The 20,298-nt window shown below is 70.4% G+C and carries 17 protein-coding genes and 1 tRNA gene; 15 read left to right on the top strand and 3 right to left on the bottom strand.

Features of this window, described 5'->3' with window-relative positions; translation table 11 throughout:
• The first annotated feature begins 71 nt into the window (after window positions 1-71).
• The 6 genes from ABXJ56_RS14415 to ABXJ56_RS14390 all read left to right on the top strand — a co-directional run bounded on the left by ABXJ56_RS14415 (window position 72) and on the right by ABXJ56_RS14390 (window position 8,229).
• Window positions 72-1,898, top strand: a complete 1,827-nt coding sequence (locus tag ABXJ56_RS14415; RefSeq protein ID WP_354000602.1) for a DEAD/DEAH box helicase — start codon at window positions 72-74, stop codon at window positions 1,896-1,898.
• Between the two features lie 119 nt (window positions 1,899-2,017).
• A complete protein-coding gene (locus ABXJ56_RS14410) occupies window positions 2,018-4,543 on the top strand; it encodes a rhamnogalacturonan lyase (RefSeq protein WP_354000411.1) in 2,526 nt (841 codons plus the stop codon).
• A 174-nt stretch (window positions 4,544-4,717) separates the two neighbouring features.
• On the top strand, window positions 4,718-5,824 hold the full coding sequence (locus ABXJ56_RS14405; RefSeq protein ID WP_354000410.1) for a VIT1/CCC1 transporter family protein: 1,107 nt from the start codon (window positions 4,718-4,720) through the stop codon (window positions 5,822-5,824).
• Window positions 5,825-5,894: 70 nt separating this feature from the next.
• Window positions 5,895-5,979, top strand: a tRNA-Leu gene (locus ABXJ56_RS14400).
• 79 nt (window positions 5,980-6,058) lie between these two features.
• Complete coding sequence (locus ABXJ56_RS14395; protein WP_354000409.1) at window positions 6,059-7,360, top strand: M20/M25/M40 family metallo-hydrolase; 1,302 nt, start codon at window positions 6,059-6,061, stop codon at window positions 7,358-7,360.
• A 44-nt stretch (window positions 7,361-7,404) separates the two neighbouring features.
• A complete protein-coding gene (locus ABXJ56_RS14390; protein ID WP_354000408.1) occupies window positions 7,405-8,229 on the top strand; it encodes an undecaprenyl-diphosphate phosphatase in 825 nt (274 codons plus the stop codon).
• Window positions 8,230-8,236: 7 nt separating this feature from the next.
• Here ABXJ56_RS14390 and ABXJ56_RS14385 read toward each other — a convergent pair whose 3' ends face one another.
• A complete protein-coding gene (locus tag ABXJ56_RS14385; RefSeq protein WP_354000407.1) occupies window positions 8,237-9,100 on the bottom strand; it encodes a PAC2 family protein in 864 nt (287 codons plus the stop codon).
• A gap of 61 nt (window positions 9,101-9,161) precedes the next feature.
• On the opposite strand from ABXJ56_RS14385, the gene ABXJ56_RS14380 reads away from it, so the two are divergent.
• The 9 genes from ABXJ56_RS14380 to lnt are packed head-to-tail and all read left to right on the top strand — an operon-like array spanning window position 9,162 to window position 19,035.
• Window positions 9,162-9,854, top strand: coding sequence for an HAD family hydrolase (locus ABXJ56_RS14380; RefSeq protein ID WP_354000406.1), 693 nt, complete (start codon window positions 9,162-9,164; stop codon window positions 9,852-9,854).
• Entirely contained in the window at window positions 9,851-10,858 is a 1,008-nt protein-coding gene (locus ABXJ56_RS14375; RefSeq protein WP_354000405.1) for a tRNA (adenine-N1)-methyltransferase, read from the top strand. Before ABXJ56_RS14380 ends, ABXJ56_RS14375 begins: the two co-directional genes overlap by 4 nt.
• Window positions 10,859-10,867: 9 nt before the next feature.
• Complete coding sequence (locus ABXJ56_RS14370; RefSeq protein WP_354000404.1) at window positions 10,868-11,821, top strand: FKBP-type peptidyl-prolyl cis-trans isomerase; 954 nt, start codon at window positions 10,868-10,870, stop codon at window positions 11,819-11,821.
• A gap of 46 nt (window positions 11,822-11,867) precedes the next feature.
• Window positions 11,868-12,860: a helix-turn-helix transcriptional regulator gene (locus ABXJ56_RS14365; protein ID WP_354000403.1), complete on the top strand. Its 993-nt coding sequence runs from the start codon at window positions 11,868-11,870 to the stop codon at window positions 12,858-12,860.
• Window positions 12,857-13,822 carry a helix-turn-helix transcriptional regulator gene (locus ABXJ56_RS14360; protein ID WP_354000402.1) on the top strand — a complete coding sequence of 322 codons (966 nt, stop codon included), beginning with the start codon at window positions 12,857-12,859 and terminating at the stop codon, window positions 13,820-13,822. The genes ABXJ56_RS14365 and ABXJ56_RS14360 overlap by 4 nt, the downstream gene beginning before the upstream one ends.
• A gap of 47 nt (window positions 13,823-13,869) precedes the next feature.
• Window positions 13,870-14,106, top strand: a complete 237-nt coding sequence (gene tatA, locus ABXJ56_RS14355; protein WP_354000401.1) for a twin-arginine translocase TatA/TatE family subunit — start codon at window positions 13,870-13,872, stop codon at window positions 14,104-14,106.
• An 8-nt stretch (window positions 14,107-14,114) separates the two neighbouring features.
• The gene (gene tatC, locus ABXJ56_RS14350; RefSeq protein WP_354000400.1) at window positions 14,115-14,936 is read left to right on the top strand and encodes a twin-arginine translocase subunit TatC; all 822 of its coding nucleotides are present in this window, start codon (window positions 14,115-14,117) and stop codon (window positions 14,934-14,936) included.
• The gene (locus ABXJ56_RS14345; RefSeq protein ID WP_354000399.1) at window positions 14,933-17,425 is read left to right on the top strand and encodes a DEAD/DEAH box helicase; all 2,493 of its coding nucleotides are present in this window, start codon (window positions 14,933-14,935) and stop codon (window positions 17,423-17,425) included. Before tatC ends, ABXJ56_RS14345 begins: the two co-directional genes overlap by 4 nt.
• A gap of 35 nt (window positions 17,426-17,460) precedes the next feature.
• Window positions 17,461-19,035: an apolipoprotein N-acyltransferase gene (gene lnt / locus ABXJ56_RS14340; protein ID WP_354000398.1), complete on the top strand. Its 1,575-nt coding sequence runs from the start codon at window positions 17,461-17,463 to the stop codon at window positions 19,033-19,035.
• A gap of 3 nt (window positions 19,036-19,038) precedes the next feature.
• On the opposite strand, the gene ABXJ56_RS14335 is transcribed toward lnt, so the two are convergent.
• Together ABXJ56_RS14335 and ABXJ56_RS14330 are read right to left on the bottom strand one after the other, a co-directional pair.
• On the bottom strand, window positions 19,039-19,419 hold the full coding sequence (locus tag ABXJ56_RS14335) for an RNA polymerase-binding protein RbpA (protein WP_354000397.1): 381 nt from the start codon (window positions 19,417-19,419) through the stop codon (window positions 19,039-19,041).
• Window positions 19,420-19,512: 93 nt separating this feature from the next.
• A complete protein-coding gene (locus ABXJ56_RS14330) occupies window positions 19,513-20,247 on the bottom strand; it encodes a glycerophosphodiester phosphodiesterase family protein (protein ID WP_354000396.1) in 735 nt (244 codons plus the stop codon).
• Between the last annotated feature and the right edge of the window lie 51 nt (window positions 20,248-20,298).

The raw sequence follows: 20,298 nt of genomic DNA, 5'->3' as shown, positions 1-20,298 counted from the left end.
GGCTCGTTTAGGGTGGTGAGTCGCCGTGCGTGTCGTGGGACCCGCGCGGGTGGAGCGAGCCGGGAGGTGTGATGGACGAGGCTGCAATCCTCGAAGAACCGCACTTCGGGAGCTTCGCCGCCGAGCACCTCTCCCCGACCTACCCGCAGCGCGCTCCTTGGGGCACCGCGCAGCGCCTCCGGGCGTGGCAGGCCGAGGCGCTCGACCTCTACTTCGGCATGGACGGCCCGGACGGGCCGGGCAAAGGTCCGCGCGACTTCCTCGCCGCCGCGACCCCCGGCGCCGGGAAGACGACGTTCGCGCTGCGACTGGCCAGCGAGCTGCTGCGCCGCGGCGTGGTGGACCGGATCGTCGTTGTCGCCCCGACCGAGCACCTCAAGACGCAGTGGGCCGATGCCGCCGCCCGCGTGTCGATCCGCCTCGATCCGGCGTTCAGCAATCGTCACGCCGCGCCCGCGCGGCAGTACCACGGGGTGGCGGTGACCTATGCCCAGGTGGCCGTCAAGGCGTCGGTGCATCAGAGGCTGGTCCTCGACGCGCGGACGCTGGTGATCCTCGACGAGGTCCATCACGGTGGAGACGCGCTGAGCTGGGGCGATGCGCTCCGCGAGGCCTACAGTCGGGCCACGCGTCGACTGCTGCTGTCGGGGACGCCGTTCCGCAGCGACACCGCCCCCATCCCGTTCGTGGAGTACCACCCCGACGCCAAGGGGATCCGGCTCTCACGCACCGACTACAGCTACGGCTACCGTCGCGCACTCGAGGATGGTGTCGTCCGCCCGGTGCTCTTCCTCGTCTACGCGGGCAGCATGCGCTGGCGCACCAAAGCGGGCGACGAGATGGAGGCCCAGCTCGGCCAGGACAACACGAAGGACATCACGTCCCAGGCGTGGCGCACCGCCCTCGACCCGCAGGGGGAGTGGATCCCGGCGGTTCTGCGATCGGCCGACCGTCGGCTCAGCGAGGTTCGCGAGCAGGTTCCGGATGCCGGGGGACTGGTCATCGCCACAGACCAGACCGCGGCGCGCGCCTACGCCGAGATCCTCGCCTCCCTCACGGGGGAGGCGCCCACGGTCGTCCTCTCCGATGAGGCCGAGGCGTCGTCGCGGATCGAGACGTTCTCGAAGGGCACCAGCCGGTGGATGGTCGCGGTTCGGATGGTGTCCGAGGGCGTCGACGTGCCCCGGCTCGCCGTCGGGGTGTACGCGACCTCGGCCTCCACCCCGCTCTTCTTCGCGCAGGCCATCGGCCGCTTCGTACGGGCGCGCAAGCGAGGCGAGACGGCGAGCGTGTTCCTTCCCAACGTCCCCGTGCTGCTGTCGCTCGCGGGTGAGCTCGAGCGACAGCGCGACCACGCCCTGGACCGCGAGTCGGACGGCGATGACTGGAACGCCGAGGAAGACCTGATGGACGCCGCGGAGCGCGAGGACTCCGCCTCGGACGCCTTGACCGAGGAGTTCACGTTCCAGGCGCTGGGGTCCCTCGCGCATTTCGACCGCGTCCTGTACGACGGACGCGAGTTCGGCCAGCTGGCCGTGCCGGGCACGCCCGAGGAGGAGGAGTTCCTGGGGCTCCCCGGACTCCTCGAGCCCGAGCACGTCCACGACCTGCTCATGCAGCGACAGGCGCGCCAGAGCCGGCACCGCAAGGATCGCGAGACCCAGGCCCCGGCCCAGGCGGACGACGACGGGCTCCCCGCGCCGCTGCATCGCACACTCAAGGAGCAGCGCCAGCTGCTGAACAGTCTCGTGGGGCTCTATGCCCGGCAGTCCGGCGAACCGCACGGCGCCGTGCACGCCGAACTCCGCCGCCTGTGCGGTGGCCCCGCGGTCTCCCACGCGACGGTCGCGCAACTGCAGTCGCGCATCGATCTGCTCCGCCGCCGCGTGCACTCCTGACCCCGGGTTGACCGCTCGGAGATGCGCGGCTACCGTGGCTTGCACGCACGGAAAGCGCTATCCAACCGAGGGTCGACGACCGACCGCTCGGGACACACATCTGTGACGAGGTTTCGAAGATGACTCCCCACGTTCGACCATTCCGTCTCCCTCTGGCCGCGCTCGCGGCGGGCTGTCTCGTGCTGGGCATGGCCCATCCGGCATCCGCGCGGGACGAACCGCGCGGTCCCTTCGTGCGCGAGCACACCCCGAAAGGACTGACGCAGCTCGAGGACCTGGATCGCGGGCTCGTCGCCCTCAGCACCTCCGACGGCACCTTCCTGTCCTGGCGACTCCTCGCCTCCGAGGTGACCGGAGCGACCGACACGGGCCAGGCGGGTCCGCAGTGGCGGATCACCCGCGACGGCGACGAGATCGCCACCGTCTCCGACGTCACCTCCTATCTGGACACGGACGGCGCGCCGGGCGCACAGTACACCGTGACCCCCGTGCGCGCGGGGGTAGCCGGGCAGGAGAGCGCGTCGGTCCCGGTCCACCGAGACGGCTTCTTCGACATCCCGCTCGTCCGACCCGCCGACGGCGTCACCCCGGTGGGCGAGGCGTACACGTACTCCGCCAACGACGCCTCGGTGGCCGACGTCGATGGCGACGGCCGCTACGAGCTGATCGTGAAGTGGGATCCGTCGAACTCCAAGGACGTCTCCCAGGTCGGCTACACCGGGGAGGTGTTCGTGGACACCTACACGCTCGAAGGCGAGCTCCTGAATCGGATCTCGCTCGGGAAGAACATCCGAGCCGGTGCCCACTACACGCAGTTCCTCGCGTATGACTTCGACGGCGACGGACGCAGCGAGCTGATGATGAAGACCGCCCCGGGGACCTCTTCGGCGACCTATCGCGACGGCGGCCTGGTCGAGGAGAGCACGATCACCCTGCCCCGTCGGGACGTCCGGGCCGGCGTGTCGCACGACGACGACTACCGCATGAGCAACGGCGACTTCCGAGCGCACCTGGCCGAGATGTTCCTGTCCTGGCACGAGCGGGACGAGGTCGTCTCGGGACAGTGGCCCGCCACGCTCGAGGAGGCCTGGGGAATCGAGGTGCGCCACGACTACCCGCTGTCGCCGGATGCCGCCGCCGAGCTCACCGACTACTTCATCGACGTGTACGCGCCCTCCCGCAGCGGGAACAATCGTCTCTGGAACTTCGAGGGCTTCATCGTGGACGGACCCGAGTACCTGACCGTGTTCGACGGCGAGACGGGCGCGGAGCTGGAGACGATCCCGTACAAGCCGGGCCGCGGTGACGACGGACTGCTCTGGGGCGACTACGCGATGTCGCGCATCGAACCGGGCAACCGCGTGGACCGGTTCCTCGCGGGCGTCGCATATCTGGACGGTGCGCAGCCCTCGGCGGTCTTCGCCCGCGGCTACTACACCCGCTCCACGCTCGTGGCGTACGACTGGGACGGCAAGCGGCTGAAGGAGCGCTGGTACGTCGACAGCGGCCACGCCCCGCTGACCAACCCCTTCAATGACGGACCGCACGGTCGCGACGGCACCGATCCGGAGTTCGGCTCGCTGACCACGCAGGGGTTCCATTCGCTGAGCGCGGCCGACGTCGACGCGGACGGCAAGCACGAGATCGTCTACGGCTCCGCGACCATCGACCACGACGGCAGCCTGCTGTACAGCTCCTTCGCCGAGATGCCCCCGCAGAGCGCTCAGCCGGGGGAGCAGGTCCGCCTCGGTCACGGTGACGCCATGCACGTCACGGACATCGACCCGTCGCGCCCGGGTCTGGAGATCTTCACGGTGCACGAAGGCGGGGCCTATGCGCCCTACGGGTACGTCCTGCGGGATGCGGCGGACGGTGAGATCCTCTACGGCGACTACACGGGGCGCGACACCGGGCGCGGCATGATCGGCGACGTCGACCCCGCGGTGCCGGGACTGGAGACATGGGCGACGCGCCTGCGCGCCGCGGACGGCACGGAGCTCGGAGCCGCGACCGGCCTCGGCACGAACATGTCCATCCGCTGGGCGGGCGACCTCACCACTCAGATCGTCAACGGCAGCGGCGACGCGGTCCCGACCATCGATGACCGTCGGCGAGGGACGCTCCTCACAGCGGAGGGGACCCGCACCAACAACGGGACGAAGGGCACCCCCGCCCTCGTCGCCGACATCCTCGGCGATTGGCGGGAGGAGCTCCTGGTGCGCACGGCCGACTCCACGGCGATGCGCGTCTACGTCTCGACGGAGGGGACCGACCACCAGCTGGCGACGCTGATGCATGACCCGCAGTACCGCGCGGAGGTCGCCCGCCAGCAGACCACCTACAACCAGCCGTCCTACACCGGGTGGCACCTCGGTTCGGGGATGGACTTCTCCGCCGTACCGGTGCTGACCCACGAGGTCGCCCCGCGCGCCCCCAAGGTGCACGATCGCCCGGGGCGCGGGAAGGACGAGGTGCAGGTGAAGGCGACGCCGGGGATCGCCTGGTACGTCGACGGTGAGCGCGTGACCCATCCGAGCGGCAGGGTCCGTGTCGACGGCACGGCCGAGATCGTCGCCGTCCCCACCGCCTGGTACCGCATCGCCGACGGCGCCGCATCGTCGTGGACGGTGAGCTTCACCCGGTGAGCATCATCGGGTGACACCCACGCCGCCCCGGCCGCTTCCGCTTTCCGTGCGGCGGTCGGGGCGGTCCGCTTCGGAGGCCCGAAATGCTGGCAATCCGCGGCTTTCGTCGGTGCGGGGGAGGGCGGCTCAGTAGCGTGGAGGGATCCCCCCCACCGTCGCCCGGAAGGCCTCTGCATGACCGCGCCCGCTCCCGCCCACCCCACCGCCCGGGACCGACGACGCTGGGCGCAGTACCTCGTCGACGAGCGCGCGGAAGCGCGTGTGTACCGGGATCTGTCCGCACGCCGCACCGGCGAGGAGCGCGCGATCCTGCTCGCCCTCGCCGAGGCCGAGGGACGCCACGAGGCGCACTGGCTCACCCTGCTCGGCGGTGAGCCCGCCCGGCTCCCGCGGCCCGATGCGCGGACGCGTCTGCTGTCGCTGCTCGCGCGGCGGTTCGGGTCGATCTTCGTCCTGGCGCTCGCCCAGCGCGCCGAGGCGCGCTCGCCCTACGAGTCCGAGCCCTTCGCGACGCCGGCCATGGCGGCGGACGAGAAGATCCACCACGAGGTCGTCCGGGGCCTCGCGGCGCGAGGCCGGCGTCGGCTGTCGGGTACCTTCCGCGCCGCGGTCTTCGGTGCCAACGACGGTCTGGTGTCGAACCTCGCGCTGGTCCTCGGCATCGGGGCGACCGGCGTCGGCAGCCAGGTCGTCCTCTTCAGCGGCATCGCCGGACTCCTGGCGGGCGCCCTGTCCATGGGAGCGGGGGAGTTCGTCTCTGTCCGCTCGCAGCGGGAGCTCCTGCGCGCCACGGAGTCCAACCAGGATGCCGACCACGTGATCCCCGACCTCGACCTCGACGCCAACGAGCTCGCCCTCGTCTACCGCACCCGCGGCATGTCGGAGGCGGACGCGCGCGCGCGTGCGGACGAGGTGGTCGCGGCGGCGCAGAGCGCCGATCGGACGCTGCCGTTCCGCGTCGAGGCCCATCGCCACGCGGTGGACGCCGACGAGCACGAGATCGTGGGCAGGGCGTGGGGGGCCGCGGTCTCGAGCTTCCTCTTCTTCGCGTCCGGTGCCATCATCCCGGTGCTGCCCTGGATCTTCGGGATGGCGGGACTCGCCGCCGTCGGCACCGCCCTGGCGCTCGTGGGCGTCGCCCTCCTGATCACCGGAGCCACCGTCGGCGTCCTGTCCGGGGCGTCGCCGCTGACCCGCGGCATCCGTCAGCTGCTCATCGGGTACGGCGCGGCGGCCATCACCTACGTCCTGGGCCTGCTGTTCGGAGTGACCCTCGGATGACGTCGGTTCGGAGGCGGACCGGAGTCGTGGTAGTGTCGATCCTCGGTTGCGAAACCGCAAAAAACCACTCGCGCGGGTGGCGGAATAGGTAGACGCGCTAGCTTGAGGTGCTAGTGCCCGTATAGGGCGTGGGGGTTCAAGTCCCCCCTCGCGCACAGAACGAGAAAGGCCCCCGGAGACGGGGGCCTTTCTCGTGTCACGGGGTCGAAACCTCCGGGGGGTAGGTTGGAGCGCATGCCCTCGCTCGAACCGGAGATCCCTCACGTCGCCGCCCTCGCCCGAGACCTCATCCGGTTCGATACGACGAATCACGGCGGCGGACGTGCGCGCGGTGAGAAGGAGGCCGCGGAGTACGCCGGGGCCTACCTGGAGGCGCTCGGCCTCGACGTCGAGTACTACGAGCCCATTCCTCGCCGGACGAACCTCACCACCCGCATCCCGGGGCGGAACCGCGAGAAGCCGGCCCTCATCCTGCACGGGCACCTCGACGTCGTGCCCGCCGTGGCGGGGGACTGGAGCGTCGACCCGTTCGCCGGCGAGATCCGGGACGGCATGCTCTGGGGACGCGGCGCGGTGGACATGAAGGACATGGACGCGATGATCCTCGCGGCCGTCGGCGATCTGCTGCGTGCCGGGGAGCAGCCGGAGCGCGACCTGATCGTCACCTTCTTCGCCGATGAGGAGAACGGCGGCGTCGAGGGCTCCGCACTCGTCGTGCGCGACCGGCCGGAGTGGTTCGCCGGCGCGACCGAGGCGATCAGCGAGGTGGGCGGATACTCGATCTCCGTCGATGACCGACGCGCGTACCTCCTGCAGGTCGGCGAGAAGGCACTGGTGTGGATCCGTCTCGTCGCGCGAGGACGCGCCGCTCACGGTTCGAGCTTCCATGCCGACAACGCCGTCACCGCCCTCGCCGAGGCCGTCGCCCGGCTCGGACGGACCGCCTGGCCGGTCGAGCTGACTCCGGCGACCGAGCGCATGGTCGCCGATCTCGCCCGACTCTCCGGCATGGATGCCGCGGATGCCGACGCGGTCGCCGCCGCCACCGGGGCGGCATCCGGCTTCCTCCGTTCCACGCTCCGCACGACGACCAACCCCACGGGGCTCTCCGCGGGGTACAAGCACAACGTGATCCCCGACCGGGCGGAGGCACTCATCGACGTCCGGGCGCTGCCGGGGACCGAAGACGCCGTCCTCGCCGCGATCCGGGAGATCGTCGGCGAGGATGTCGCCGTCGAGGTCGTCCACCGCGACATCGGGCTCGAGGTCCCCTTCGCGGGCGATCTCGTCGAGGCGATGGTCGGCGCCCTCGGCCGGCACGACCCCGGTGTTCCCGTCATCCCGTACCTGATGGGGGGCGGAACCGACAACAAAGCCCTCGCCGAGCTCGGCATCGCCGGCTTCGGGTTCGCCCCGCTCCGCCTGCCCGCCGACCTCGACTTCACCGGCATGTTCCACGGCGTGGACGAGCGCGTTCCCATCGACGCGCTCGTCTTCGGTCAGACCGTCCTGGCAGACCTCATCCGCACCTACTGACGCTTCCGGATGCCCCGGCATCCGCTTCCCCACGAAAGGCGCCCATGCTGTTCGAGGCGATCTTCCTCGGCCTGATCCAGGGGCTGACCGAATTCCTCCCCATCTCCTCCAGTGCGCACCTGCGGATCGTCGGGGAGTTCATGCCCTCCGCGCAGGACCCCGGTGCCGCCTTCACCGCGATCACGCAGATCGGCACCGAGGCCGCGGTGGTGGTGTTCTTCTGGCGCGACATCGTCCGCATCATCGGCGCGTGGTTCCGCTCCCTGGCGGGGAAGGTGCCGCGCAACGACCCCGATGCCCGCATGGGCTGGCTGATCATCATCGGGAGTCTCCCGATCGTCGTGCTCGGGCTCCTGTTCGAGGACCAGATCGAGACGACCTTCCGGTCGCTGTGGGTCATCGCGATCATGCTGATCGCGTTCGGCATCCTGCTCGGCATCGCCGACTACGTCGGCGCCAAGCGCCGCCGGCTCGATCAGCTGACGGTCGGTCACGGCGTGGTGTTCGGATTCGCCCAGGCGCTCGCCCTCATCCCGGGGGTGTCCCGCTCGGGCGGAACCATAACCGCGGGTCTGTTCCTCGGCTATGAGCGCGCCGCTGCGGCACGCTACGCCTTCCTCCTGGCGATCCCCGCCGTCTTCGGCAGCGGCTTCTACCAGCTCGGCAAGAGCTGGAACCAGCAGGGGCCGTTCACCCTCGTCGAGACCGGGGTGGCGACCGCGGTGGCGTTCGTGGTCGCGCTCGCCGTCATCGCGTTCTTCATGGCCTGGATCTCCAAGCGCAGCTTCCTGCCCTTCGTGATCTACCGGATCGTTCTGGGATCGGTGATCCTGGTGCTGCTCGCGACCGGCGTGCTGTCGGCGTACTGACTTCGCCTCAGCGGCGGGGGTCGTCGCGCCCGGGCTTGCCGGGGCCGTCCCCGCGGCGTCGCAGGTAGCGCTCGAACTCCTGCGCGATCGCGTCGCCGGACGCCTCGGGCGAGTCCCACGTGTCGCGGGTGGTCTCCAGCTGGCGGATGTACTCCGTCATCTCCTCGTCATCGGCCGCCGCGGCGTCGATCGACGCCTCCCAGGCGGCGGCATCGGTCGACAGCGTGCCGCGCGCGATGTCGGCGCCGGTGAGGTCCTCGAGACGATCGAGGAGGGCGAGCGTCGCCTTGGGTGAGGGGGTGTGGCCGGCCACGTAGTGCGGGACGCTCGCCCACAGGCTCGCCGCGGGGATGCCGGCGGCGTCGGCTGCGTGCGCGAGGGCGCTGAGGATTCCGACGGGCCCCTCGTACGAGCTGCGTTCGAGGTCGAGCGTGGTGCGGAGCTGATCGTTGTCGCTGCCGGCGAAGACCGAGATCGGACGCGTGTGGGGGACGTCGGACATCATCGAGCCCAGAGCGACGAAGCCGGTCACATCCTCGCGCAGCGCGATGTCGACGAACTCGTTCGCGAACGCCTGCCAGGCGCGCGCCGGCTCCACACCGGTGAGCAGCCACAGCTGGGTGCCCGAGGCGGGGGACGTGGGTCGAAGGAGCGTGGCCTCCGGCCAGCGGAGCGTGCGCTTCCCGTCGGCGTCGGCGGCGATGTGCGGCCGGGTGTACTGGTAGTCGAAGTACAGCTCGGGGTCGACCGAGAACACCGGCTCGTACTCTCCGGAGTCCCGCAGGTGCGTCAGGGCGGATGAGGCCGCCTCGCCCGCATCGTTCCACCCGTCGAACGCGGCGACGAGCACCCGACGTCCCAGTCCGTTCACGCGACCTCCTCCTGCCCGCCGGCGCGGACTGTCTCCAGGATAGGCCCGTACCATGGGGCGGATGACTTCCCCCACCCTCGCCGCGGTCCTCTGGGACATGGACGGAACGCTCGTGGACACCGAGCCCTATTGGATGAACGCGGAAACGCCGCTCGTGGAGAGCTTCGGCGGTTCCTGGTCGCACGAGCAGGCCCTGGGGCTCGTCGGCCTCGGGCTGGAGGACTCCGCCCGCATCTTCCAGGACGCCGGTGTCCGCATGGGGGTGCACGAGATCATCGACCACCTCACCGACGACGTCATGCGCCAGCTCGCCGAGACCGGCGTGCCCTTCCGTCCGGGTGCCCGCGAGATGCTCGCAGAGCTCAAGGGGGCGGGCATCCGCACGGCCCTGGTGACGATGTCGATGCGTCGGATGGCCACCACCGTCGTGGACCTGATCGACTTCGACGCCTTCGACGTCATCGTCGCCGGCGACGACGCGACCCGACCCAAACCGCACCCGGACCCCTACCTGCAGGCGTGTGCCGCTCTCGGCGTGGACCCGACCGAGGTGGTCGCGATCGAAGACTCCCCGAACGGCCTGCGGTCGGCGGTGGCCTCGGGTGCGGTGTCCATCGGCGTTCCGCTCATGGTGTCGCTCGAGGGGACCGGCGCCCATGCCCTGTGGCCGAGCCTCGAGGGGCGGTCGGTGGACGACCTCCGGGCCGTCCACGCCGCCCACGCGGCGCGTCGTGGGACGGAGGCGTCCGCATGAGCGGTCGGCCGAGCGGCCCGTTCCGGCTGGGCGATCGCGTGCAGCTGACCGGTCCCAAGGGACGACTGCACACGATCACCCTCCGCGAGGGCGGCGAGATGCACACCCACCACGGCGTCCTCCGGCATGCCGACCTCGTGGGTCTCCCGGACGGCAGCGTCGTCACCGGCAGCGGAGGACACGAGTATCTCGCGCTGCGACCCCTCCTCCGCGATTTCGTCATGTCGATGCCGCGGGGAGCGGCGATCGTCTACCCGAAGGATGCCGCGCAGATCGTGGCCGAGGCCGATGTGTTCCCGGGCGCCGTGGTCGTGGAGGCGGGCGTCGGCTCGGGCGCCCTGTCCCTGTGGCTCCTCCGCGCGATCGGCGACGAGGGGCGACTGGTGTCGTTCGAGCGGCGCGAGGACTTCGCCGAGGTCGCGCGGGCGAACGTCGAGACCTTCGTCGGTGACACCCCGGAGAACTGGGAAGTCGTCGTCGGCGACCTCGCCGCCGCTCTTCCGGCGACCCTTCCCGCGGCATCCGTCGACCGGGTCGTGCTGGACATGCTGGCCCCGTGGGAGTGCATCGACGTCGTCGCCGACGCGCTCACCCCGGGCGGAGTCGTCCTCTGCTACGTGGCCACCGCGACGCAGCTGAGCCGTGTGGCCGAGTATCTGCGCGGCACCGGTCTCTTCACCGATCCCGAGGCGAGCGAGACCATGGTGCGCGGGTGGCACGTCGAGGGGCTCGCCGTGCGTCCCGACCACCGGATGATCGCCCACACCGGATTCCTCATCTGGGCGCGGCGCCTCGCCCCCGGTGCCGTCGCCCCCGAGCAGAAGCGTCGTGCCTCCAAGTCCAGTTACTCGGACGAGGATGTGGAGCTGTGGACCCCGGGCGCCGTGGGCGATCGAGAGATCACCGACAAGAATCTGCGCAAGCGCGTGCGCGAGGCCCGGCGCGCAGCGGATGCCGCGATCGAGGCGCAGCGCCGCGAAAGCGCACCCGACGCTTCCGCCTAGAATCGTCGGGTGCGTACCTTCTCCGCTGCCCTCACGATCCTCGGTCTGGCCGCTGTCGGCCTGACCGGCTGCGCCGCCCCCGCGGACACCGCGTGCGACCGGCCCGCCGGCGAGGCGGGCGTGCTCGACCTGATCTCGGTGTCCGGGGCGACCGACGCGCTCCCCGAAGTGGACGTGTACACGCCGTTCCGGACGGACGAGTGGGCGGCGCGCGACGAGATCGTCGGCGACGGCACGCCCATCACGACCGATGATCAGCTCGTGTCGGTGGACATCGCCCTCATCGGCGGCGACTCCGGCGAGACCATCATCGCCACGCCGTACGACGGAGATCTCTCGCGGGTGTACACCCTCACGCAGTGGGTCGACACGTTCCCCGCGTTCTCGGACGCGCTGTCGTGCGCGACCGAGGGATCCCGGGTGACGGTGGCCCTCGCCCCGGGCGACATCGCCGAGGGCGCGGCGGAGGGCCTCGGGCTCGCCGCGGACGAGTCGGCCATCGCGGTCGTGGACGTCCGCAAGGTCTACCTGCCGAAGGCCGACGGCGCCGACCAGTTCACGGACGGCTTCGGTCTCCCCTCGGTCGTGCGGGCTCCCGACGGTCAGCCCGGTCTCATCATCCCGGAGGGTGCGCCGCCCAGCGAGCTGGTGGTGCAGACCCTGAAGAAGGGCGACGGCCCGGTCGTCACGGGAGACGTGCCCGTGCGCGTCCACTACACCGGCGTGACGTGGGCCGAGCGCGAGGAGTTCGACTCCTCGTGGGGCCAGGCTCCGGCGTCCCTCACGCTCGATGGCGTCGTGCCCGGATTCGCGGCCGCCCTGGAGGGGCAGACCGTCGGCTCCCAGGTGCTCGTCGTCATCCCGCCCGACCAGGGGTACGGCGACACGGACCAGGGCGCCATTCCGGCGGGATCCACCCTCGTGTTCGTGATCGACATCCTCGGGCTCGACGCCGCGCCGTGACCGGAGGGGGTCGGCCGCGCGGCGGCACGACCGTAGGATGAAGCCGATGTCTGCCCCGTCCGCGAAGATCCCGCCCGAGGAGCGACTGGTCAACCTGGTCGTCGCCCTCCTTGCCACCGAGCAGGGGCTGACGAAGGACGCCATCCTGTCGTCCGTCGCCGGCTACCGTGAGCAGGGGACGGGCGGAGCGTCGAAGGACGCGCGGGAGAAGATGTTCGAGCGCGACAAGGAGAACCTCCGCGCACTCGGTGTGCCGATCGAGACGATCGGCGACTGGCTCGACCCCGACGATCTGCGCGAGGCCCGGTACCGCATCCCGACTTCCGAGTACGAGCTGCCCACGGACATCGACTTCGGACCCGACGAGATCGCCCTGCTCAACCTCGCCGCCGAGGTATGGGGGCAGAGCTCGATGTCCGACGGCGCGCGCGGCGCGCTGCGGAAGATCCGCGCGCTCGGCATCGCCGTCGACGCCCCGATCGTCGGGTTCGCCCCGCGCATCAGCCTGCGCGACCCCGCCTTCGCGCCGATGCAGCAGGCCATCGAGTCGGCGAGAGTCGTCGCCTTCGACTACCTCAAGCCGGGGGAGCGTGCACCGCGTCGGCGCCGCATCCGTCCGCTGGCGCTGGTGGACTACGAGGCCCGCTGGCACGTGTTCGGCTGGGACCTCGATCAGGATGCCGAGCGCACGTTCCTGCTCTCGCGCGTGGTCGGTGACGCCGTCCTCACCCGCGAGCGATTCGATCCCGCTCTGCGCGAGGGGGCCGGGGTACGGGCGCGCGCGGGCTTGGAGGCCGTCGCGGCCCGCAACGTCGCCGTCCTCGAGGTCGACCCCGGAACCGAGGCGGCGCTGCGTCTCGCCCGCCGCGCCGAGCCGGCGGATCAGGGCATCCGCGTGCCGTTCGTCGATCTGCACGTCTTCGCCGACGAGCTGGCCTCCTACGGGCCCGAGGTGCGTGTCGTCGCTCCGGACGCGCTCCGCGACCAGGTCATCGCGCGGTTGATCGCCGTCCGCGACCGGCACCGGGTGTCGGCGTGAACGCCCGTCCGCAGCTCGCCACGGATCGTGCGGCGCTCATGCTGCAGCTGGTGCCGTACCTCATCGGCAAGGGCGAGGTCTCGGTGACCGAAGCCGCGGAGGCCTTCGACGTCACCCCCGACCAGATGCGGGCGATGGTGCAGAAACTCACCGTGATCGGCCTCCCCGGCGAGCAGGGTTTCTGGCAGATGTCGAACGACCTGTTCGACATCGACTGGGACCTTCTGGATCAGCAGGACCGCATCGTCATCACCAACACCGTTGGTCTGGAGCGTGCGCCACGGCTCACCGCGCGGGAGGCTGCGGCTCTCCTGGCCGGTCTGCAGCTGGCGCGATCCATCCCGGGCGTCGGCGACTCCGAGCTGTTCACCGGTCTGCTGGCCAAGCTGGCCCGCGGTGCCTCGGCGACACCGGCGGATCTGGTGATGGTGCCGGGGCCGGTGGACGACGTCCGCTCCGCGGTGGCCGAGGCGCTCGAGCGCGCGGTCGCGGTGTCGTTCACCTACAAAGCGCCGGATGCGGCGCCCACGACCCGCACCGTCGACCCGGTGAAGGTCCACATCGCCGATGGCCAGTGGTACCTGCAGGGATGGTGCCACCTGCGGGAGGGCATGCGCACATTCCACCTCGACAGGGTGAGCGATCTCACGGTCACGGAAATCCCCGTGACCCACGTCCCGGACTCGGTGCCGGGCTGGCTGGAGGGCGCCGGAGGCGATGTGCCGGCGCGAGTCCGCTTCCCCGTGCACTCCGCTCCGCTTCTCGGCGACTACGCGGATCGAGCGCAGATCGAGATCGCGCCCGACGGTGTGACGGCGGAGGCGACGATGCGGGTCGCCGACGCGTACAGCCTCCGCAGGCTGGCGGCGCGTCGGGGCGGGGAGCTGGAGATCCTCGCACCCGTGGAGGCGCGGCGCGCCGCCGCGGAATGGGCCGAAGCAGGGCTCGCCCAGTATCGGTGACCAAACGCGGGGGTAGGATGGCCCGAAAGCCCCTCGGAAGGACGATCATGGGAATCCAAGGCTGGCAGTGGCTCCTCATCCTCGCGGTGATCCTGCTGCTCTTCGGCGCCGCCAAGCTGCCCGCGCTCGCCAAGAGCATGGGGCAGTCCGCGCGCGTGTTCAAGGGCGAGATGAAGGCGATGAAGGAGGACGACGAGAAGCCGACCGCCGAGTCGGCCGTCGCTCCTCCCGCGCCGGATGCGAAGCGCTCGGACAGCAGCGGCTCGCCGACCGCCAACCCCTGAGTCGGCCTATGGTCACGACTCCGCCGCCGCGCGTCGATGATCCCGACGTTCCGCGGCGCGACAAGCGGATGTCCCTGGGGCAGCATCTCGTCGAGCTCAAGAAGCGCCTGATCATCTCCGCGATCGCTCTGGTCGCGGCGATGGTGGTGGCCTTCCTCATCACCGATCCGGTCCTCGACCTCATCACCGAGCCCATCCGTCGCGTCGCCGAATCGCGCGGCGAGGCCGGACGTGTCGAGCTGATGTTCAGCACGGTCACCTCCGGGTTCGATCTGCGACTGCGGATGGCGTTCGCGCTCGGCATCCTGATGGCCGCCCCCATCTGGATGTGGCAGATCTGGGCATTCGTCACACCCGGCCTCACCCGCAAGGAGATCCGGTACACGATCGGGTTCGTCGGAGCGGCCGTCCCGCTGTTCTTCGCCGGCTGTGCGACCGGACTGCTGGTGATGCCGAACATCGTCACGCTGATGGCCGGTTTCGTGCCCGACGGCGCCGCCGCCTTCTACGACGCCAGCTACTACTACGACTTCGTGTTCAAGCTGCTGCTCTTCGTGGGAGTCGCCTACGTCCTGCCGGTCTTCCTCGTGGCGCTCAATCTCGCCGGCATCATGTCCGGCCGGGCGATCCTCGGGGGATGGCGTGTGGCCATCATCGTCGCGGTCGTGTTCGCGGCCCTCGCCACGCCGCCGGCAGATGTCGCCTCCACCTTCATCCTCGCCGGCATCATGACCGTGCTCTTCTTCGCCGCCGCCGGGTTGTCCCTGCTCTTCGACCGGCGCCGCGCGCGGCGGGAAGAGGCTCTCCTCCCGCCCGAGACCGCCGCGTGAGCGACGCGAGCCCCGCGGAGCGGTACGCGCGCGCCCGCGAGCGGAACGAGACCGCGCGGGCGTACCCCGACACCGCAGCGTTCGCGGCGGCCCAGCGTTTCGAGCTCGACGCCTTCCAGATCGCCGGATGCCGCGCCCTGGAGGACGGCCGCAGCGTGCTCGTCGCGGCTCCCACGGGTGCGGGGAAGACGATCGTCGGTGAGTTCGCGATCTACCTCGCGATGATGGAGCCCGGCGACAAGGCGTTCTACACCACCCCGATGAAGGCGCTGTCGAATCAGAAGTTCCGAGAGCTGCAGGCCGTCTACGGTGCCGACGAGGTCGGGCTCCTCACCGGCGACACCAACATCAACGGGAACGCCCGCATCGTGGTGATGACCACGGAGGTCCTCCGCAACATGCTCTACGCCGACTCGCCGGCGTTGCGGGGACTGCGCTTCGTCGTGATGGACGAGGTGCACTATCTCGCCGATCGGTTCCGCGGCGCCGTCTGGGAAGAGGTGATCATCCACCTCCCCGCTTCCGTCCGCCTGGTCTCGCTCTCTGCGACGGTGTCCAATGCAGAAGAGTTCGGCGATTGGCTCGACACCGTCCGTGGCGACACCGCGGTGATCGTCTCCGAGACGCGGCCCGTTCCCCTGGAGCAGCACGTGCTGGTGCGTGGCGATCTGCTGCCGCTGTTCGACGATCGCGCCGGTGTCGCGACCGCGCAGGTGAATCAGGAGCTGATGCGCCTCCGATCGATGAAAGGGCAGACGTTCGAGCGGAACCGCGATGCGCAGCGCGCTTCCAGCGCGCGCCACGCCGGCGCGGGTCAGCGACGGCCGCACCGGGGAGGTCACCGCGCCGTGCGCCCGTCGACGTCCGCGCGACTGGAGCGCATCGACCGGCCCGAGGTCGTCTCCCTCCTGGGTCGGTCCAACCTGCTCCCCGCGATCTTCTTCATCTTCTCCCGCGTCGGATGCGACGCCGCCGTGCAACAGGTGCGACGTTCCGGCGTCCGCTTGACCACCCCCGATGAACGGCGCGAGATCAGGGAGATCGTCGAGGAGCGGACACGGACCCTTCTGGAGGAGGACCTGGCGGTTCTCGGCTTCTGGGAGTGGCGGGAGAATCTGGAGCGCGGGGTCGCCGCACACCACGCGGGCCTGCTGCCGGCGTTCAAGGAGGTCGTGGAGGAGCTGTTCCAGCGGAAGCTCGTGAAAGTCGTCTTCGCCACCGAGACACTCGCCCTGGGCATCAACATGCCCGCACGCACCGTCGTCCTCGAGAAGCTCGAGAAGTTCAACGGCGAGGCCCGCGTCGCGATCACCTCCGGCGAGTACACCCAGCTCACGGGCCGCGCCGGGCGTCGCGGCATCGACGTCGAGGGGCACGCGGTCATCCAATGGACCGAGGCGATGGACCCGCAGTCCGTGGCCGCGCTCGCCTCGCGTCGCACCTATCCACTCAATTCGAGCTTCCGGCCGACCTACAACATGGCGGTGAACCTCATCGACCAGTTCGGGCGACGGCGTGCGCGGGAGATCCTGGAATCCTCGTTCGCCCAGTTCCAGGCTGACCGCGCCGTGGTCGGCCTTGCTCGAAGGGTGAAAGAGGAGGAGGAGTCGCTCGCGGGCTACCTCACCGCGATGTCGTGCGATCGCGGCGACTTCCCGGAGTATGCCGACATCCGCCGTCAGCTCAGCGAGCTCGAGAAGCTGAACCGGCGAGATGTCACGGCGGGTCGCGGCACCCGCGATGCACGCCTGCGGGAGATCGACGCGCTGCGACGGCGGATGCAGCGCCATGCCTGTCATCGGTGCCCGGACCGGGAGAGCCACGCGCGCTGGGGGGAGCGGTACGCCAAGCTCAAGCGGTCGGTGGACAAGACCCGGCGCCAGATCGAGACACGCACGGGAACCGTCGCGCGTGTGTTCGATCGCGTCGTGGACGTGCTCGCGGCGCTCGAGTACGTCGCCGTCGACGACCAGGGTGCGACGACCCTGACGCCCGCGGGCCGTACGATGCGTCGGATCTACGGGGAACGCGATCTGCTCATCGCCGAGGCGCTCCGGCGCGGCCTCTGGCGGCAGATGGATGCGCCGTCCCTCGCTGCGCTCGCCTGCTGCCTGGTCTACGAGCCCCGGCGCGATGACGGCGGCCCGGGGGAGCGGGGCCTGCCGCGCGGCGCGTTCCGCGTGGCCTTCGAGAAGACCTCGGAGCTCTGGGCGAACCTCGACGACCTCGAGCGCGACCGTCACCTCCCCGGGTCCGAGCCGCCGGCGCCGGGACTGGCCAGCGCGATGCACGCCTGGGCCCGGGGTGCGATGCTCGACCGCGTCCTCGCGGATGCCGACATGGCTGCCGGCGACTTCGTGCGCTGGGCCAAGCAGACGATCGATCTGCTCGATCAGCTGTCCCTGGTCGCCGAGCCGGAGGTCGCCACGACTGCGCGCCGCGCGCTCGAAGCCGTGCGTCGGGGCATCGTCGCGCACTCGACGGTCTGATCCGGCTCCCAGCCTCCGCGATCTAGGGTTGTGACGTGACCGCCCCTCGCTCGCCGCGTCCCCTCCTGCCCCTGTGGGCGGCTGTGCTGGTCGCCGCGGCGGGCGGAGCGCTCCTGGATCTGGCCTTCCCCTCGGTCGGCTGGTGGCCGCTCGCGTTCGTGGGCGTCGGCCTGTCGCTCGTCACCCTCATCGGCCGGTCGGTCGGGGGAGCATTGCTGGTGGGCTTCGTGTTCGGCGCGGCGTTCTACCTCATCCACATCGTCTGGATCACGCGCTACCTCGGTGTCGTCCCCTGGTTCGCCCTGGCGGGGATCGAGACGGTGTTCATGTCGGTCGGCGCCGTGCCCCTGGCCCTTGCCTATCGATGGGTGCCGCGGGTCCTGCCGGGGGCGGTCGGGCGTCTGCTCGTCCTTCCGCTGCTCGTGGGAGGACTGTGGACGGCTCGGGAGCTCTTCATGGGGTCCTGGCCGTACACCGGCTTCCCGTGGGGGCGGATCGGCATGAGCCAGTCGGAGAGTCCTCTCGCACACGTCTCGTCGTGGGTGGGGGTGGCCGGCCTGACCTTCTTGATTGTCGCGCTCACGGCGGCGATCATCGAGTGGCTGAGACGCCGCGAATTCTCCCGCTGGACCACCGCGGTACCGGCCGCGGTGATGGCCGCGCTCCTTCTCCTCGTCCCCGCCTTCCCCACTCAGGATGCCGGATCCCTCCGCGTCGGGAGTGTCCAGGGCAACGGCCCCTCCGGCTACTTCGATGCGCGTTCCCCGGACGCCATCCTCAACGCACAGCTCGCGGCCACTGCGCCGCTGCTCGACGAGGACATGGACGTCCTCCTGTGGCCGGAGGGGGGGATCGACTCGGACCCGCTCGCCGACACCGGCACCGCGCGGACCCTGGATTCGCTTGGGGAGCGTCTGGATGCGCCGCTGATCGTCAATGCCGCGACGGAGCGAGACGGGGCGACGTTCAACACGTCGATCCTGTGGGAGCGGAACGAGGGGGCCACGCAGGTCCACGACAAGGTGAACCCGGTTCCCATGGGGGAGTACGTTCCGGATCGCTGGTTCTTCGAGGCCCTCGCTCCGGATCTGGTGGGCCTCATTCAGCGCGAGTACACCCCGGGGAGCAACCGGCCTTTCTTCGACGTCGACGGGGTCGGGATCGGGCTGGCGATCTGCTTCGACGTGATCTACGACGACGTGATCTGGGAGGGAGCGCGCGAAGGGGCCGAGATCTACATGTTCCAGACCAACAACGCCGACTTCCGAGACACCGACGAGAACCTCCAGCAGCTGGCCTTCGCACGGATGAGGGCGATCGAGACCGGTCGCTCGGTCGTGAACATCTCGACCGTCGGAACCAGCCAGGTCATCGCACCGGATGGCTCCACCCTGGACGCGCTGGATGCGGGTGTCGCCGGCCACATGCTGACGGATGTGCCGTTGCGGACGGGAATCACGCCCGCGGTCGTGATCGGACCGGCAGTGCAGATGCTGCTCGGGTGGGGAAGCGTCCTCGCGCTCGTCGCCCTCGGCGCCTTCGCTCGTCGTCGGAACCGTCAGGACACGACGAAGACGCCGACCCCTGACGGGGTCGGCGTCACGAAGTGATGGTCAGGCGCTGAGCTTGTCGGCGGACTCGCCACCGGCGCCGCGTCGCGCCCGCACGTAGGCGAGACGCTCTTCGAGCAGTTCCTCGAGCTCAGGGATCGTGCGCCGCTCGAGGAGCATGTCCCAGTGGCTGCGCGGGGTTTTGTCGCCCGAGTGATCGACCGTCGCCGTCGTGTCTCCGATGCGGAGCAGCGCCTCGGCGCCGCACGTGCGGCACTCCCAGGCCTCCGGCACCTCGGCGTCGGCGGCGAACGTCAGAGTGGTGTCCCGCCCGCAGGCGGTGCAGGAGTAGATGTGCTGTGCACGCTCATGGAAAACGACGCCCTCTTCGCTCTGTAGGCTCTGGGCGCCGAGTCGGATGCCGCGCAAACTGCGGTCTGCCATTGTGTGGTCCTCTCGTCGCTGTTCAGGTATAACGAAGAGACCTGGGCGGATCATCCGAACAGCGCGTCTGGCGCCTCCTTTCCCAGCCGATGTTCAGCCCCGCGGTCGGTCGGGCGCGTCGAGTGCGCGAAGCGCATCGTCGGCCCGGTCGGTGACGATCCCCTGCACTCCGCGCCGGACGAGATCCCGCATCGTGCTCGGATCGTTGACGGTCCAGACGTGCACCTCGACTCCGGCTGCGGCCGTGAGCCGGAGGAGACGATCGGAGAGGACGGCGACCCCCGCGTGGCGTTCGGGGATCTGAACGGCGTCGATCCCGCTGAGCACTCGTGCCACGAGCGCCGACGACCCCGAGGCGACCGCGGCGAGCAAGCGGACGATCGTGGACCGGCCGGCGGAGGTCGCGGGACGAACGGCTCCCGGACGGGTGGCGGCGGCCAAAGCCTCGCGGCGTCGATCGTCGGAGAAGCTGGTGATCAGGACCCGCTCGGTGTCTCTGGCCACCCCGATCCCGACGGGTGTCGCGGCCGCTGTCGCCTTGACGTCGAGGTTCCAGCGCAGATCGGGGAACGCCTCCAGGGCCTGTGGCAGGGTCAGCAGGCCGCCGCGGTCGCTCATCAGGGCTTCGAGTTCGCGCACGCGCACGTCCGCGATCCGCCGGGGATCCCCCGTCACCCGGGAGAGATCGTCGTCGTGGAAGAGCACGACGACGCCGTCCGCGGTGAGGTGGCAGTCCGACTCGACGTATCCGACGCCCGCCGCGTGGGCTGCGGCGACCGCGGCGAACGAGTTCTCGGTGACGCCGTCCCGCGCGGCGTCCGCGCTCACGAGTCCCCGGTGCGCGAGGACGCGCGGAGTGCCGGTCGCCGTGAACCAGGG

The sequence above is a fragment of the Microbacterium aurantiacum genome (assembly GCF_040532595.1).
GTDB classification, from domain to species: Bacteria; Actinomycetota; Actinomycetes; order Actinomycetales; family Microbacteriaceae; genus Microbacterium; species Microbacterium chocolatum_B.
The sequence above is the reverse complement of the archived record's forward strand: the minus strand, read 5'-3'. Positions and strand labels throughout refer to the sequence as shown.